This is a genomic window from Rossellomorea sedimentorum, assembly GCF_046237645.1.
In the GTDB taxonomy this organism is placed as follows: domain Bacteria; phylum Bacillota; class Bacilli; order Bacillales; family Bacillaceae_B; genus Rossellomorea; species Rossellomorea sedimentorum.
The window spans coordinates 3,052,411-3,068,416 of sequence record NZ_CP143546.1 but is presented as its reverse complement, the minus strand read 5'-3'; the positions used below and the strand labels follow the sequence as shown (position 1 = coordinate 3,068,416).

General features: G+C 43.1%; 11 protein-coding genes, 1 other RNA gene and 1 other annotated feature. Of the genes, 9 read left to right on the top strand and 3 right to left on the bottom strand.

The genetic code is table 11. From position 1 onward, the window contains the following. The first annotated feature begins 223 nt into the window (after positions 1-223). From recJ to dtd, 4 genes are all read left to right on the top strand, one after another. A complete protein-coding gene (gene recJ / locus V1502_RS15205) occupies positions 224-2,569 on the top strand; it encodes a single-stranded-DNA-specific exonuclease RecJ (RefSeq protein ID WP_409251481.1) in 2,346 nt (781 codons plus the stop codon). Positions 2,570-2,584: 15 nt separating this feature from the next. Next, positions 2,585-3,097, top strand: a complete 513-nt coding sequence (locus tag V1502_RS15200) for an adenine phosphoribosyltransferase (protein WP_409251480.1) — start codon at positions 2,585-2,587, stop codon at positions 3,095-3,097. Between the two features lie 499 nt (positions 3,098-3,596). Further along, positions 3,597-5,789, top strand: a complete 2,193-nt coding sequence (locus tag V1502_RS15195; RefSeq protein WP_409251479.1) for a RelA/SpoT family protein — start codon at positions 3,597-3,599, stop codon at positions 5,787-5,789. 15 nt (positions 5,790-5,804) lie between these two features. Beyond that, on the top strand, positions 5,805-6,245 hold the full coding sequence (gene dtd, locus V1502_RS15190) for a D-aminoacyl-tRNA deacylase (RefSeq protein WP_409251478.1): 441 nt from the start codon (positions 5,805-5,807) through the stop codon (positions 6,243-6,245). Positions 6,246-6,290: 45 nt separating this feature from the next. Here the strand turns inward: dtd and V1502_RS15185 are convergent, their stop codons facing one another. Beyond that, positions 6,291-8,030 carry an SH3 domain-containing protein gene (locus V1502_RS15185; RefSeq protein ID WP_409251477.1) on the bottom strand — a complete coding sequence of 580 codons (1,740 nt, stop codon included), beginning with the start codon at positions 8,028-8,030 and terminating at the stop codon, positions 6,291-6,293. A gap of 141 nt (positions 8,031-8,171) precedes the next feature. Here V1502_RS15185 and V1502_RS15180 point away from each other — a divergent pair, with 141 nt between their 5' ends. The 5 genes from V1502_RS15180 to V1502_RS15160 all read left to right on the top strand — a co-directional run bounded on the left by V1502_RS15180 (position 8,172) and on the right by V1502_RS15160 (position 13,367). Continuing rightward, the gene (locus V1502_RS15180; protein WP_409251476.1) at positions 8,172-8,348 is read left to right on the top strand and encodes an RNA polymerase subunit sigma-70; all 177 of its coding nucleotides are present in this window, start codon (positions 8,172-8,174) and stop codon (positions 8,346-8,348) included. Between the two features lie 69 nt (positions 8,349-8,417). Next, positions 8,418-8,644, top strand: a binding site (T-box leader). 290 nt (positions 8,645-8,934) lie between these two features. Beyond that, complete coding sequence (gene hisS / locus V1502_RS15175; protein WP_409251475.1) at positions 8,935-10,206, top strand: histidine--tRNA ligase; 1,272 nt, start codon at positions 8,935-8,937, stop codon at positions 10,204-10,206. Positions 10,207-10,219: 13 nt separating this feature from the next. Then, entirely contained in the window at positions 10,220-11,986 is a 1,767-nt protein-coding gene (gene aspS, locus V1502_RS15170; protein WP_409251474.1) for an aspartate--tRNA ligase, read from the top strand. Positions 11,987-12,050: 64 nt separating this feature from the next. Then, positions 12,051-12,240: non-coding RNA, 6S RNA (gene ssrS, locus V1502_RS15165), on the top strand. A gap of 365 nt (positions 12,241-12,605) precedes the next feature. Continuing rightward, complete coding sequence (locus tag V1502_RS15160; protein ID WP_409251473.1) at positions 12,606-13,367, top strand: ThiF family adenylyltransferase; 762 nt, start codon at positions 12,606-12,608, stop codon at positions 13,365-13,367. 266 nt (positions 13,368-13,633) lie between these two features. On the opposite strand, the gene V1502_RS15155 is transcribed toward V1502_RS15160, so the two are convergent. Continuing rightward, on the bottom strand, positions 13,634-14,080 hold the full coding sequence (locus V1502_RS15155) for a hypothetical protein (protein ID WP_409251472.1): 447 nt from the start codon (positions 14,078-14,080) through the stop codon (positions 13,634-13,636). Between the two features lie 570 nt (positions 14,081-14,650). Beyond that, positions 14,651-15,916: a replication-associated recombination protein A gene (locus tag V1502_RS15150; RefSeq protein ID WP_409254362.1), complete on the bottom strand. Its 1,266-nt coding sequence runs from the start codon at positions 15,914-15,916 to the stop codon at positions 14,651-14,653. Between the last annotated feature and the right edge of the window lie 90 nt (positions 15,917-16,006).

Below are 16,006 nucleotides of genomic sequence, written 5' to 3'. Positions count from 1 at the left end.
GACAACAGCTGAGGGACTTCAAGCCTGGCGATAAAAATTCATAAACAACTAGAAAAGGGCAATTTTCCTCCTGCTGAATCTTCTTTCCTGCTTCGCTCGGACCTCTATGGCAGTCTTTTATTTCAGCTTCTGAAGTAACCCGAATATAATAGACTTTCCATGTTTCTCTGATTGAAAGGCCTGACCCCATTTTGTATAATAGGAAAGGCTGAGGGGTGAACGTATGTTAAAATCAAAATCACGCTGGTTAATTAAAGACCATGGTGAGTCGAATGTGAATAAATTGCAAGATGAATTGAATATACCGCCGATTGTCAGCAAGCTGCTGGCGAACAGGGGAATACATGATATAGAAGAAGCCCGCACCTTCTTGTACGGTGAGGAGGAGCCATTTCATGATCCGTTTCTGATGTTGGACATGGACAAGGCAGTAGATCGGGTGAAAAAAGCCATTGAATATGGTGAGGCTATCCTGATTTTTGGGGATTATGATGCGGACGGTGTCAGTTCGACTTCCACGATGATGCAGACACTGCTTGAGCTTGGAGCAGAAGTGCACTTTTACATTCCGAATCGTTTTACCGAAGGGTATGGGCCGAATGAGAATGCTTTCCGGTGGGCGGCTGAAGAAGGGTTTTCATTAATCATTACCGTTGATACCGGCATTGCGGCTCTAAAAGAAGCTCAGCTGGCCAAAGAATTGGGGGTCGACTTGATCATCACTGATCACCACGAGCCTGGACCGGAACTACCTGAAGCATTAGCAATCCTCCATCCTAAAAGGGAAGGCAGTACTTATCCTTTTCCTGATCTTGCGGGAGTAGGGGTAGCATTCAAATTCGCACATGCTTTGTACGGAAGTTTGCCGGAACATCTTCTTGATCTTGCGGCAATTGGAACGATCGCAGACCTTGTGCCATTAAAAGGTGAAAACAGGGCGATGGCCAAAAAGGGATTGGCGAAGCTTCGCAACAGTAAACGTCCAGGCCTGATAGCTCTTTGCAAGGCAGCGAATGCGAAGATGAATGAAATCTCAGAAGAGACGGTAGGCTTTGCGATCGCGCCGAGAATCAATGCAATAGGCAGGCTGGGAGATGCGGACCCTGCAGTCGACTTGATGTTATCTGATAATATGGAAGAGTCAATGGCGATTGCCGAGGAAATCGACGGTATTAACAAAGAAAGGCAAGCCATTGTGAATGAGATGACCCAGGAAGCGATTGAAATGGTCAACAATGAGTTCCCTCTTACCCATAATTCAGTTTTAGTCATCGGAAAAGAAGGCTGGAATTCTGGGGTGGTTGGGATCGTTGCTTCCAGGCTCGTTGAGAAGTTCTACAGGCCTGTCATTGTGTTGAGTTTTGACAGTGAAAAAGGGACTGCTAAAGGCTCGGCCAGAAGTATAGCAGGCTTCGATCTTTTTAAGAACCTTTCACAATGCAGAGAGCTGCTTCCTCATTTCGGGGGTCATCCAATGGCGGCCGGAATGACATTGGAGTTAGAGAATGTTGCCGAGCTTAGGAGCCGCTTGAATACATTTGCTGAAGAACAACTGACAGAAGAGGATTTCATTCCGCTGACAGAATTGGATGCCGCCATTAAATTAGAGGAAGTCGATATTGAAACGATCGAGTCCCTTGAGATGCTGGCTCCATTTGGAATGGGCAATCCTAAGCCCAAGTTGCTAATTGAAGGTGTTTCCATCTCCGGCATGCGGAAAATTGGAGGCAACCAGGATCATTTAAAGCTTTCCCTGCAAAAAGATTTGCATACATTGGATAGTATCGGATTTGGCATGGGAGAGTTTGCGGATCATATCTCACCGCTTTCCGAAGTTTCGGTGATAGGGGAGCTCTCAATCAACGAATGGAATAATATCCGAAAACCACAGCTATTCCTTAAAGACGTTACTGTAGATCATTGGCAGCTTTTCGATATGAGAGGCATCAAACCTGTCAACAGGTGGTTCAATAGAGTTCCTTCCCAACACAGGAAGTTTATTGCCTTCAATCAGTCGACTATTGACCGCCTTCCACTTGATGGCTACCATGATGATATTTTATTGATCTCATCAACTGAAGAAGCCTCCGGACTTTTAACGAGGACGTCCAGCATTGTATTCCTGGACATGCCACCTCAAGCAGAGTGGCTTGAGACTGTTGTGAAGTCTGCAGAGCCAGAGCGGATATATGCCCATTTTGATCATGAAGAGGATCACTTCTTCAGCACGATTCCGAACCGTGATCACTTTAAATGGTACTATGGTTTTCTATTAAAGAGGGATACTTTCGATCTTAAAAAGCATGGCGGGCAGCTTGCCCAGCATAAAGGCTGGTCGAGAGAAACAATTGAATTCATGTCAAAGGTGTTTTTTGAGCTGGATTTTGTTACAATAAAAAATGGATTAATTTCCGTCAATCCTGTAAAAGTTAAGAGAGATTTGGAAGAATCGATTACTTATCGACAAAAACAGGAACAATATAATCTAGAGAATGAATTGTTGTACTCATCTTATCAGGAACTTAAAAACTGGTTTGATAAGAAGACTGGAATGGTCTGCAACATATGAGGAGGATTTTTAAGCATGGACTTAAAACAATACGTTACAATCGTCGAAGACTGGCCTAAACCAGGGATTAAATTCAAAGATATCACCACTTTGATGGACAACGGCGATGCGTATAAATATGCTACTGATCAAATTGTAGAATATGCAAAAGAAAAAGAGATCGATTTGGTTGTAGGACCAGAAGCCAGAGGATTCATCATCGGTTGTCCTGTTGCCTATGCATTGGGAGTTGGTTTTGCACCTGTCCGTAAGCCTGGTAAACTGCCTCGTGAAACAATCAAGGTAGAATATGGCCTTGAATACGGCAAGGATGCCTTGACCATCCATAAAGATGCTATCAAACCTGGTCAGCGAGTTCTCATCACGGATGATTTACTGGCTACAGGAGGGACAATCGAAGCAACGATCAAACTTGTTGAGGAATTGGGCGGAATCGTTGCAGGTACTGCATTCCTTATCGAACTGACATATCTGGACGGCCGTGAAAAGCTTGCAGGCCATGACATTATGACATTAATGCAATTCTAATATAAAAACTTGAATAACATACTATCACAAGGACTGAGATGCAGATTTTATATCTTATTACTCAGTTCTTTTTTATTCAACTATTTAAGATGATGTTTGACACTGCTTGAATCATTATTTGAAGACCATTGATTCTTTTCTCCTGAAGATTGCGAGAACAGCTTCGGTCATTCACTTACGGTATTCCATCGCTGGTTCGTCAGCCAGTTTTGGAAAGCTGGTGCAAGCGGCAAGAACTAATAAAAATGGTAAGAAGGATTTCTTCAAAATGTTCATGTAATAAAATGTAAGCGGACTCATATCAAAATGGTAAATATTTTTCGACAAATTCGGCTATTTTTTAGGTTGAAGACTTTACATATCTTCTATTTTTTTTGATAATAGTATACAATACGCTTTTTTATTGTGAACAAGAGTTCAACATGGAGCTGCGTCTTCAAAAAGAGGATGGATCTAGTGAGTATGTTGAATTTAATATATTGTAAAGGTGATTTTGCTAATGGCAAAAGATCAGGTACTGACCCCCGAAGAGGTCGTAAAACGGACAAGTGAATATTTACCCGAAGAAGATGTCTCACTGGTGCAGAAGGCATATGAATTTGCCAAGGAAGCGCATAAGGAACAGTTCCGCAAATCAGGTGAGCCGTATATCATACATCCGATACAGGTAGCCGGGATCCTTGCAGATCTTGAAATGGACCCTTCCACTGTTGCTGCTGGATTTTTACATGATGTAGTGGAAGATACAAGCATTACCCTGCTTGAAATCGAAGAAAGTTTCGGAAAAGAAGTTGCCATGCTGGTAGACGGTGTCACAAAGCTCGGCAAAATCAAATACAAGTCGCAGGAAGAACAGCAGGCGGAAAATCATAGAAAAATGTTTGTCGCCATGGCCCAGGACATCCGTGTCATCCTGATCAAGCTTGCGGACCGTCTTCACAATATGAGGACCCTCAAGCATCTTCCAAGTGAAAAACAACGGAGAATTTCCAATGAAACGTTAGAGATATTTGCACCATTGGCCCACAGGCTTGGTATCTCTAAGATTAAATGGGAATTGGAGGATACAGCACTCCGCTATCTAAACCCTCAGCAATATTACCGGATCGTTAATCTGATGAAAAAGAAAAGAGCTGAGCGTGAACAATATTTGGATGAAGTAATAGAGGAAGTGAAATCCAGCCTTGGCGAAGTGAAGATTGAAGCGGATATATCGGGAAGGCCGAAGCACATCTACAGTATTTACAGGAAGATGGCTCTTCAGAACAAGCAGTTTAATGAGATCTATGATTTGCTTGCCGTACGCATTGTGGTGGACAGTATTAAGGACTGTTACGCAGTACTTGGAATCATCCATACGTGCTGGAAGCCGATGCCGGGCCGTTTCAAGGACTATATCGCTATGCCTAAGCCTAATATGTATCAATCCCTTCACACAACGGTAATCGGTCCGAAAGGCGATCCACTTGAAGTGCAGATCAGAACAACGGAAATGCATCAGATTGCTGAATACGGGGTTGCTGCTCACTGGGCATATAAAGAAGGACAGAATATTGATGAGAAAACGACATTTGAGAAGAAACTCACTTGGTTCAGGGAGATTCTTGAATTCCAGAATGAATCTGCCAATGCAGAAGAATTCATGGAGTCGTTGAAAATTGATTTATTCTCCGATATGGTCTTTATTTTCACTCCTAAAGGAGATGTCATTGAACTGCCGGCCGGTTCTGTTCCGATAGACTTTGCCTATCGCATCCACTCTGAAATTGGAAACAAAACAATCGGTGCCAAAGTGAACGGAAAAATGGTCACACTTGATTATAAGCTTCATACCGGGGACATCATTGAGATCCTCACGTCCAAACATTCATATGGACCAAGTAAGGATTGGCTCAAGCTCGCCCAGACGTCGCAGGCTAAGAATAAAATCAAGACCTTCTTTAAAAAGCAGCAGCGTGAAGAAAATATTGAAAAAGGCCGGGAACTTGTCGAGAAAGAAATCAAAAACCTTGAGTTTGAATTAAAAGAAGTTCTCACACCTGAGAATGTTTCCCGTGTAGCGGAGAAATTTAATTTTGTGAATGAAGAAGATATGTATGCAGCGGTTGGCTACAGCGGAATTACAGCTGCCCAGCTTGCAAACAGACTCACAGAAAAGTTGAGAAAGAAGCGTGATCAGGAAGAATCCCTTCAGGAGACCATCACCGAATTGAAAGCGAACCAGCCGGTGAAACGGAAACGGGACGCAGGGGTGCAGGTGAAAGGGATCGATAACCTGCTCATCAGGCTTTCCAGGTGCTGTAATCCAGTACCAGGTGATGAAATCATTGGTTTTATTACGAAAGGGCGAGGGGTGTCCGTTCACCGTTCGGACTGTACGAATGTATCTGCCGAAAATGCAGAACAGCGCTTGATACCGGTCGAGTGGGAAAGTGACTTTACAAATCGCAAGGAATATAATGTCGATATTGAAATTTCGGGGTATGACCGCAGGGGCTTGCTCAATGAAGTTCTTCAGGCGGTCAATGAAACGAAGACCAATATTTCTGCAGTCAGCGGAAAGTCGGACCGAAATAAGATGGCTACCATTAATATGTCGATATCGATTCAAAATATTTCCCATCTGCACAGGGTAGTAGAGAGAATCAAGCAGATTTCGGATATCTACGCTGTCAGAAGGATCATGAACTAAGGAGCTCGTTAAGAAATGAAAGTAGTACTTCAACGAAGCCGTGAAGCCTCTGTGACGGCAGACGGCAAACTGAGCGGTGAAATCACCTCGGGGTTTGTCCTGTTGGTCGGAGTTACACACGAAGACACTGAAAAGGATGCCGACTGGCTTGCTGATAAGATTATCAATCTCCGGGTATTCGAGGATGAAGAAGGTAAAATGAACCGTTCTTTGCTTGATACAGGAGGGGAAATTCTATCTGTTTCACAATTTACCCTCTATGGTGACTGCCGAAAAGGCAGGCGCCCCAACTTCATGGAGGCAGCTAAACCGCCGCAAGCAGAAAAGATCTATGATTATTTCAATGAGGTGCTAAGGCAAAAAGGAGTACATGTGGAGACGGGTGTGTTCGGGAGCATGATGGATGTCAAGCTGACCAATGACGGCCCTGTCACATTGATTATTGAAAGTAAATAGGAACACAAAAGGGCTGAAGATATCCATATATCTTCAGCCCTTTTATTAATTTCTGAAATACTCATTCAATCCATTATAAATGCTTCTTGCCGCCATATCCTGAAAACTGTGTGTATTGACCAAAGCTTCTTCTGTAGGGTTGCTGAGATAACCTAGTTCTAGCAGTACAGCCGGCTGCTTGTTTTCTCTTAACACATAATAATTGCCGTTCTTGACCCCTCTATTTCGGGATGAAAGGGTTGTGGCAAGATTATCGATTATACTTTGTGATAGTTCTTTTTGATAACTATGATAATAGTAGGCAGTGTATCCTTTTATGGATGAATCATAAATGCTGTCATAATGGACACTGATAAATGCATCGCTGTTATGGTAATGAGCAAGGGCGACCCTTGCACTCAGGGATGAGTAGGTATCATCGTCTCTCGTCAAGATTACGTTGGCCCCAGCATTTCTTAAAAGTTCATATAAAAGTTGTGAAGTGGACAGGGTCAGTTCTTTCTCCAGAGTTTCTCTATATCCGACTGTCCCGCTGTCCCGTCCTCCATGTCCAGGATCGATGACAATCGTCTTCCCTTTCAGCCCCCCTGCATTGTTAACTGGTGTGGAACTTTGGCCGGTACCGGATACAGAAACAATCCAGCCTGCTACATAAGCAGTCTGACCTGACTTTAAAGCAATCTTATACCAGTCGCCCTGCTGTTGCTGGATAGCGTAGGATTCCCCGGCAGAAGCTCTGGCCACAATGGATGAACTGGTGGAGGCTTTGCTTCTGAGGTTCGTCCCATTATAGAGAATTTGAATATAGCCTGATTGACTGGATTCTGCTGGTTCTTCGGGTGCTGAACCGACTGTTTTTTCAATATACCAGCCTGCTGCCCATCCTGTTTTACCCCCTTTAAGGGATAGCTTGTACCAGTTGTTTTTCTCTTCCAAAATCTCATATACTTCATTCTGTTTTACTGAGTCAGTAACCCTGCCGTTCAAACTTGCCTTGTCCCTTACATTTAAAGAATAGACAGTCACCTTGCCGAAGGCTCCTTGATTCGTTTCTTTAGCAGGGGGAGATGACGATTTCTCAATGTATTGACTGCTTGTCCACCCTTCGCTGCCTCCGAATTTTATTCGGTACCAGCCGGAAACACTTCCAGTGACAGAAACCTTACTTCCTTTGTTTAGCTTTCCGATAATACTGCCATTTAAACCTGCTGAACTTCTCACGTTCAATGAATTGACTGTCGAAACGCCGGTCCAGTTCTCATGATCGATTGTGGTGCTGCTTCCGGAGTTTTGACTTGGGATAGCTCCGCCAGCGATATAATCCTTATGTACCCATCCTGATTGACTGCCAATGGACACTTTATACCAATTCCCGCTGCTTTCAGTTATCTTTACTTCCTGTCCTTTGGATAGTGTATCGATGATAGGAAAGTTGGTCCCTGGTCCTTCTCTCATTCTGAGGCCGTTATCAGTGACAGTTCCGTTTTTTTGGCTAGTAGAGCTGCTTTGTACCTTTACAAGCCAGTTGGCAACCCAACCGGTTCCAGAAGAATTCAACTGGATCTTGTACCAGTCATTTTCAGTGGAGACCACCTTGAATTCTTCCCCTTTATATACTTGTTCTATTACGGGGAAGCTTAAGCCAGGTCCTTTTCTAACATTTAGTGTATGAGTATCAATAATGACGGTTGTTGCCTCTGCAGCAGCCTTTTCTTGGGTTTCAGCCGGCAGAGAGCCCAACAATAAAAGGAAAATGATAAAATTGTAAAAAACTTTCTTAATCATATTCACCACCTTATCTGCGGGATATTTATCCAGTATATCTATGAATTTATTCTCCGTAAATAAGAAAAATCCTTTTATATGAAAGAATTTTCTCCAGAATGGAAATGATATGTAACAACATAGTTTGAAGGGGTGAATACCATGAGAGCGAGTGAGAAAGGCATGATCAGTTCCAATGGGGAGAATCAATTGTTCGGTGTAAACTTTCATAGTTTCTTGGAAAGAGAAAAGAATATAGACAGCTTTGAACTGGCTTCCGAGTTTGGATTAACTTTGGCAGGAGTGCGGCAATTGAAAAAGAAGATGGAACGGTCGTGAAATTTTTCAAATCCCCTTGACATCTTCGTTTGCCATCCGTATTATTATAGAAATAAAATATCTATTATGATTTGACCGTTGATGGAGCATAGTAGCTGAAATAGCAGGTGTACAGAGAGGAAATGCCGCGGCTGTAAGCATTTCTACATACTGATTCAGTGAATGAACACTCCGGAGGATTCCTGTTGAACGATTTGTTTCCAAGGCAGGAACGTACCAGGCGTTAACTGGCTAAGTGGAGGCATTTTTGCCTCAATTAGGGTGGCACCACGGGAATCCAAGCTCTCGTCCCTTGTATATATTACAAGGGATTGAGAGCTTTTTTTGTTGGTTTTTTATTGAAGGCTCTTTTCAAAACTTTGTTGCTATTTACTATAAAGTTAAAGAGATATGTCCAGATTTCATAGAATTTATCTTAGTCAGTAAGTAAGAAAAGAGCAATTCACCTTGTTCAGTTAGATAAGCCCTTGTACCCGAGGGGAAAATCCGGTTCTTTGGATTTTTCCGAAAGCAACAATCTATGCGAAAACAGGCTTATTAAGTTAGTTGAAAGATAATACATGGTTATCAGGGAAGGAGATCTTTTATGTCAATTAAAATACCTCGCGGAACGCAAGATATTCTGCCGGCAGATTCAAGCAAATGGCAGTATGTTGAAAAAACAGCAGCTGATATTTGCCGAAATTATCAATATGAGGAAATCCGCACACCTATTTTCGAATCAAGTGAATTGTTCCTGCGCGGTGTAGGTGACACCACTGATATCGTGCAGAAAGAAATGTATGTATTTGAGGACCTGGGTGGAAGAAGCCTTGCTTTAAGACCTGAGGGAACGGCTTCGGTCGTCCGCTCATTCGTGGAAAATAAAATGTTCGGTGTCCCTAATCAGCCTGTCAAGCTGTATTACACAGGACCGATGTTCCGTTATGAAAGACCGCAGGCGGGCCGCTACCGCCAGTTTGTTCAGTTTGGGATCGAAGCTCTTGGCAGTGAAGACCCATCAATTGATGCTGAAGTAATTTCTGTCGCGATGGAAATCTACAGAAAGCTTGGCTTGAAAGAACTAAAACTTGTTATCAACACATTGGGAGATAATGAGAGCCGCAAAGCACACAGGGAAGCGCTGATCAATCACTTCCAACCAAGAATCGGTGAATTCTGTACAGACTGCCAAAACCGCCTTGAAAAGAACCCTTTAAGGATACTCGACTGTAAGAAAGACCGTGATCACGAACTTATGAAGACAGCGCCTTCCATTCTTGACTTCCTGAATGAAGATTCCAAGGAGTACTTCGAAAAGGTTCAAAGGTACCTGGAAGACATGGAGATCTCATTTGAGGTCGATCCTACATTGGTGAGAGGACTGGACTACTACAACCACACAGCTTTCGAAATCATGAGCAACGCTGAAGGTTTCGGTGCCATTACCACATTATGTGGAGGGGGACGTTATAATGGCCTTGTTGAAATGATCGGAGGTCCTGCGACACCTGGCATCGGTTTCGCATTCAGTATAGAGCGTCTGTTGGCAGCCCTGGAAGCAGAAGGCGTGGAATTGCCGATACAGCCGGAACTTGACTGCTATATCGTCACTATGGGAGAAGAAGCTAAAGATTACTCGGTGAAACTTCTTCATCAGCTTCGCCAGGAAGGGTTCTCAGCAGAGAAGGATTATCTTGGCCGCAAAATGAAGGCGCAATTCAAATCGGCTGACAGAATGAACGCCAAGCTGGTAGCTGTTCTGGGTGAGGATGAGTTAAAAGATAACAAGATCAACTTGAAAGATATGAGTACAGGTGAGCAAAAACTAGTGAGTCTTGAAGAATTTGTTGAAGAAGTAAAAAAGTATCACGGCTAAGGAGGAGTTACACATGAAAAGGACTGTATATTGTGGTGAAGTGACAGAAAAATATACCGGCGAAAAAGTGACCCTGAAAGGATGGGTTCAAAAACGGAGAGATTTGGGCGGGCTGATTTTTATTGACCTGCGTGACAGAAAGGGAGTCGTGCAAATTGTCTTCAATCCTGAAACATCACAGGAAGCCTTGGAGGTAGCTGAAAAAATCCGGAATGAGTTTGTTGTATCTGTAACCGGAGTAGTTTCTGCAAGGGAAGAAGGAACGATTAACGAAAATTTAAAGACAGGTAAGATTGAGGTTCATGTTGAAGAGATTGACATCATCAATGAAGCAAAAACACCTCCTTTTATCATCGGGGAAGGGAAAGAAGTATCTGAAGAACTACGTTTGAAATACCGCTACCTTGATTTGAGAAGAAAGGCGATGCTTGATACATTCCAGATGAGAAGCAATGTAACAAAGTCTTTCCGTGACTTTTTAAGTGAACATGACTTCTTGGATGTGGAAACACCGATCCTTACGAAAAGCACACCGGAAGGAGCACGTGATTATTTAGTGCCGAGCCGGGTCCACCCTGGTGAATTTTATGCCCTGCCTCAGTCGCCGCAGATTTTCAAGCAGCTGCTCATGGTGTCCGGATTTGACCGATATTACCAAATTGCACGCTGTTTCCGTGATGAAGATTTGCGTGCAGACCGCCAGCCGGAGTTCACTCAAGTCGATATTGAAATGAGTTTCATGGATCAGGAAGAAATCATCGGCCTTGTAGAAAAAATGATGCAAAGACTGATGAAGGATGTAAAAGGGCTTGAAATCACTGAAGCCTTCCCTCGCATGACGTATCAAGAAGCTATGAGCCGATATGGTTCTGATAAACCGGATACCCGTTTTGAGATGGAACTTGTCGATGTATCCGAAGCTGTGAAGGACTCTGGATTCAAAGTATTTGCCAGCACAGTGGCCAACGGAGGAGAAGTTAAATTAATCAATGTAAAAGGCGGAGCAGAGAAATACTCACGTAAGGACATTGATGCATTGACTGAATTCACTAGCCGCTATGGTGCAAAAGGCCTTGCCTGGATGAAGGCAGAAGAAGCAGAATTAAAAGGACCTATTTCAAAATTCTTCTCTGCTGATGAACAATCCGTACTCAGAGAGTATGCTGGAGCAGAGACGGGGGACCTTCTGTTATTTGTCGCTGATAAAAAGTCAGTTGTGGCGGATGCCCTTGGAGCATTGAGGCTGAAGCTTGGAAAAGAACTTGGCTTGATAGATGAATCCAAATTCAACTTCCTGTGGGTAACAGATTGGCCGCTTCTTGAGTATGACGAAGAAGATGGCCGTTACTATGCAGCACACCATCCATTCACAATGCCGGTAAGAAGCGAAGTGGATATGCTTGATACAGATCCGGCAAATGTCCGTGCACAAGCTTATGACCTGGTCCTCAATGGGTATGAACTTGGCGGGGGATCTCTTCGTATTTACGAGCGCGATGTACAGGAGAAAATGTTCAAGGTCCTTGGGTTCTCTAAAGAAGAAGCACAAGAGCAATTTGGCTTCCTTCTTGAAGCATTTGAATATGGCACACCTCCTCATGGCGGCATTGCACTTGGACTTGACCGACTGGTTATGCTGCTTGCGGGCCGCACGAATTTGAGAGATACAATCGCGTTCCCTAAGACAGCGAGCGCAAGCGACCTGTTGACAGCGGCACCGAGTGAAGTGGATACAGCTCAATTGGATGAGCTGGGATTAACCTTGAAAACTGGTGAATAATACCTAGCCTATATAAATTGAAATTGACGGATAATTGTGATATTATTTTATCAACAGCTTAAACAAAGTCCTGATGTGTTCGTTGTTTTACCTATTAGTTTTGACCGAACATTTCTATCTACGGGAGTCTGACGTTTTCAAGCGGCATTAATGCCTCTGGCTAAGAGGACTAATAAAACTTGAAACAAGACACCCACCTGCTGAGAGCGGGTTCAAAACGATGGAATCTCTGCGACGGCACGATCGGGACTTTGTTTAACCACTATATTGAATAATCATTCCTCTTGCTCAGGCAAGGGGTTTTTTTATGTTTGTGAAGGGTAAAATGTACATATGCTAAATGATGGGCAGAGGTCCTCGAAACAAGGTGAAAATTGATAACAAGCAGTTCTGCAGCTTCTTTTGTTTTAAGTATATACAGTTTGATTACCAGTTCCTTATATTTTATCTGTTCGATTCACAAAAGTGAGCTGATTGGAGTCGTACCTCCTGAAGCGGAAATCTGCAGGTTATATCTTAAAAGCATTATTCCTATAGGACAGGTTGCATTAAACTGGTCCATCGTTTATTCTTATTCAGTATTCATACATTGAAACTTGATATAACGGAGATGATTAATTTGTTACACCAGTTTTCGCGAAATGAATTGGCAATTGGTAAAGAAGGCTTGGATATTTTAAAAAACAGTACAGTGGCAGTGTTGGGAATCGGCGGAGTCGGCTCTTTTGCTGCTGAAGCTCTTGCGCGTTCAGGAGTCGGAAGACTTGTACTGGTCGATAAAGATGATGTGGATATCACCAACATCAACCGTCAGATCCATGCCTTGCTCTCTACCGTCGGCAAACCTAAAGCCGACCTGATGAAGGAGCGCATCAAGGATATCAATCCTGATTGTGAAGTCATCGCACTTAAAATGTTTTATACAGAAGAGACTTATGAAGAGTTCTTTAGTTACGGATTGGATTTTGTAGTGGATGCATCTGATACAATTTCGTATAAAATCCATTTGATGAAAGAATGCCTTGAGAGAAATATTCCATTGATTGCTTCTATGGGGGCCGCGAATAAGACAGATCCGACCCGTTTTAAGATTGAGGATATTTCAAAAACGCATACAGATCCACTTGCAAAAGTCATCCGTACACGTTTGAGAAAAGAAGGGATCCACAAAGGTGTCAAAGTGATTTTCTCTGACGAGAGCCCGATTGTAATCAGGGAAGACATCAGGCAGGAAGTTGGTAAAGATGATGCAAAGATTCGAAAGGCAAAGTTCCCGCCTTCTTCCAATGCGTTTGTTCCTTCAGTGGCAGGCTTGATTGCGGCAAGCCACGTCATCAGTGAACTTCTTTCTTCAATTGAAATCAAAAGAGTAAAAGACTGAACAAAAAGCTGCCGATTTTGGCAGCTTTTTTGTTAGCTGTAAACATGGAGTGGCTATCAGAGTTTTTTTAAATGGCTCTTTTCGTAAACATTGTTGCTATTTAATACAAATTTTAAAAAATCTACTTAATTAACCAGGAATAGCCTGATAAACAAGTAAGAAAAGAGCTAATTCACCTCTTTCAGAGAAAAAAGCCCTTGTCTCCAAGGGAAAAATCCTGCTCTTTGGATTTTTCCGAGAGCAACAATATATACGAAAACAGCGTTTTATATAGAGGATGGAGGTGCGGTAGTTAATCCCTCCATGTCAAGTAGTGCCAGTAATTCTTTATAGTCTGTTTTTAACTTGTTATAGTTTTCTTCCGCTGCGAGCAATTTCTTCTGTAGTTCCTTCTGCTGCTCTCTCAGATTTTTATTTTCATGAAAGTCATCTTGCCCTCCAGGACTCATCGTTTGTAAAAACGTAATGCAGTCTTCAAGCGATGGTGAAGCGGGAGCAGTATCAGTATGATTAGGTGCCGTGACAGTTTCTTTCTTTAATTTATTGTTCCATCGAAAACTGCACGCAGCCGATGTTCGTCCGATAGACTTGGAAGCCTCATCGAAAGCATCCTTCTGGGTTTTTCCCTCCCGTAGAAACTTGAGAACGGTTTCCGTTACTATTTTTTCCTCTTCATCTGTCCACTTTTTTCTCTTTTCAACAGCCTTACTCAAAGGAACACCTCCATTCGTAGAGACTGTTTGTCCTTAGTATATGAAGAAGTTAAGATGATATCCTGTTGACCACTTTCAATCTTTTCAGTATGAGGTTGGAGATATTTGTAAAAAATGAAATCTGCAGCCAATCCGTCCGTAAGTTTAGTGTGCAGCGGTGAAATAAGTGGGGATGAACGAACATCAACATAGAAGGCTGAGGATAAACAGACAGAATTGCGAGGGGGGAGAACCCTGAAAACAGACCCGCAGGAAATCGCACACCTTCCGCTCCAATCACACTTTCCTAAAACAGAGTCAAAAAAGTTAGTGTAAAAATCAACAATCTTTTAGAAAACTGCCTTTTGTGATTAGAAATGTAAGGACAAAACAGCATTCCAGTTTAATGTTTTGTACCTTCTAAATTTCAAACACTATAAGGTGACGCATGTACGTTCATTAGACTGCTGCAAAAGCACTGTTGGCAGGAGTCTTCCTGTTTAATTTAGTGAAAGCACGTTTTCCTGGTCTGCAATGATCTTAATGTGCAAGGTTTATAATGAAAGGGACGCCCAAAAGCGCCCCTCCATCTTATTTCTGCCCCAAGATTTTCTTGTACACTTGAGAAATCGCTACTTCGAATTTCCCGGTTTCTTTTGGTTCATAATATCGTGCTCTCTTCAACGTGTCAGGAAGGTATTGCTGCTTGACCCACCCTGATGGATAATCATGAGGGAATTTATATTCAATCCCTCTTCCAAGTTCTTTAGCCCCGGCATAATGCGCATCTTTTAAGTGAGCAGGAACCTCTCCGCTTTTGCCGTTTCGTATATCTTGTAAGGCAGCATCAATCGCACTGATCGCCGAGTTGGATTTTGGTGAAAGGCATAGCTCAATTACAGCATTGGCGAGGGGGATTCGTGCTTCGGGGAAGCCTATCTTTTCGGCCGTCTCCACTGCCGCTAGGGTACGTTGTCCTGCTTGAGGGCTTGCTAGTCCTATATCTTCATATGCGATGACAAGAAGTCTTCTTGTAATGCTCGGCATATCTCCTGCTTCCACAAGCCTGCCCAAATAGTGGAGGGCGGCATTCACGTCACTTCCCCTTATGGATTTTTGAAAGCCGCTCAGCACGTCATAATGTGCATCACCATCTTTATCATGAGAGAAACTTTTTTTCTGAAGACATTCTTCAGCGATTTCCACTGTGATTTCAATGGTTCCATCTTCAGCCGGTTCTGTTGATAGAACTGCGAGTTCCAGAGCATTCAGCGAACTTCTTACATCTCCATTGCTGGACTGCGCAAAATGCAGGAGGGCGTCGTCACTGACAAATATGTTCCGTTTTCCGAGACCCCGATCTTCATCCTTGAGCGCACTTTGGAGGGCCAGCTTCATATCCTCGACCGAGAGAGGCTTTAGTTCAAAAATCTGGCAACGGGAACGAATTGCGGGATTAATCGCGTGATAGGGATTGCTTGTCGTAGCTCCGATAAGGGTAATCATGCCGTTCTCCAAGTAGGGAAGCAAAAAATCCTGTTTAGCTTTATCCAGGCGGTGCACTTCATCCAAGAGTAGGATGACTTTTCCTGACATTTTCGCTTCTTCCGCGACCACGGCAATGTCCTTTTTATTGTTCGTAACAGCATTAAGTGTCCTGAAGGCATAGTTTGTGCTCCCGGCAATCGCACTGGCAATCGAGGTTTTGCCTATTCCGGGAGGCCCGTATAGGATCATCGAAGACAATTGTTTAGCCTTCACCATTCTGTCAATGATTTTCCCATCGCCCACCAGGTGCTGCTGGCCAATGACTTCATTGATGGTACGCGGCCTCATTCGGTAGGCCAATGGCTTGATACTCATTTCCATCTCTCCAAACTGGCGTTCTCATATTATTTTACTAATTTATCATATTCCGCTGACTTTTAAAACGATGGAACCTTTATG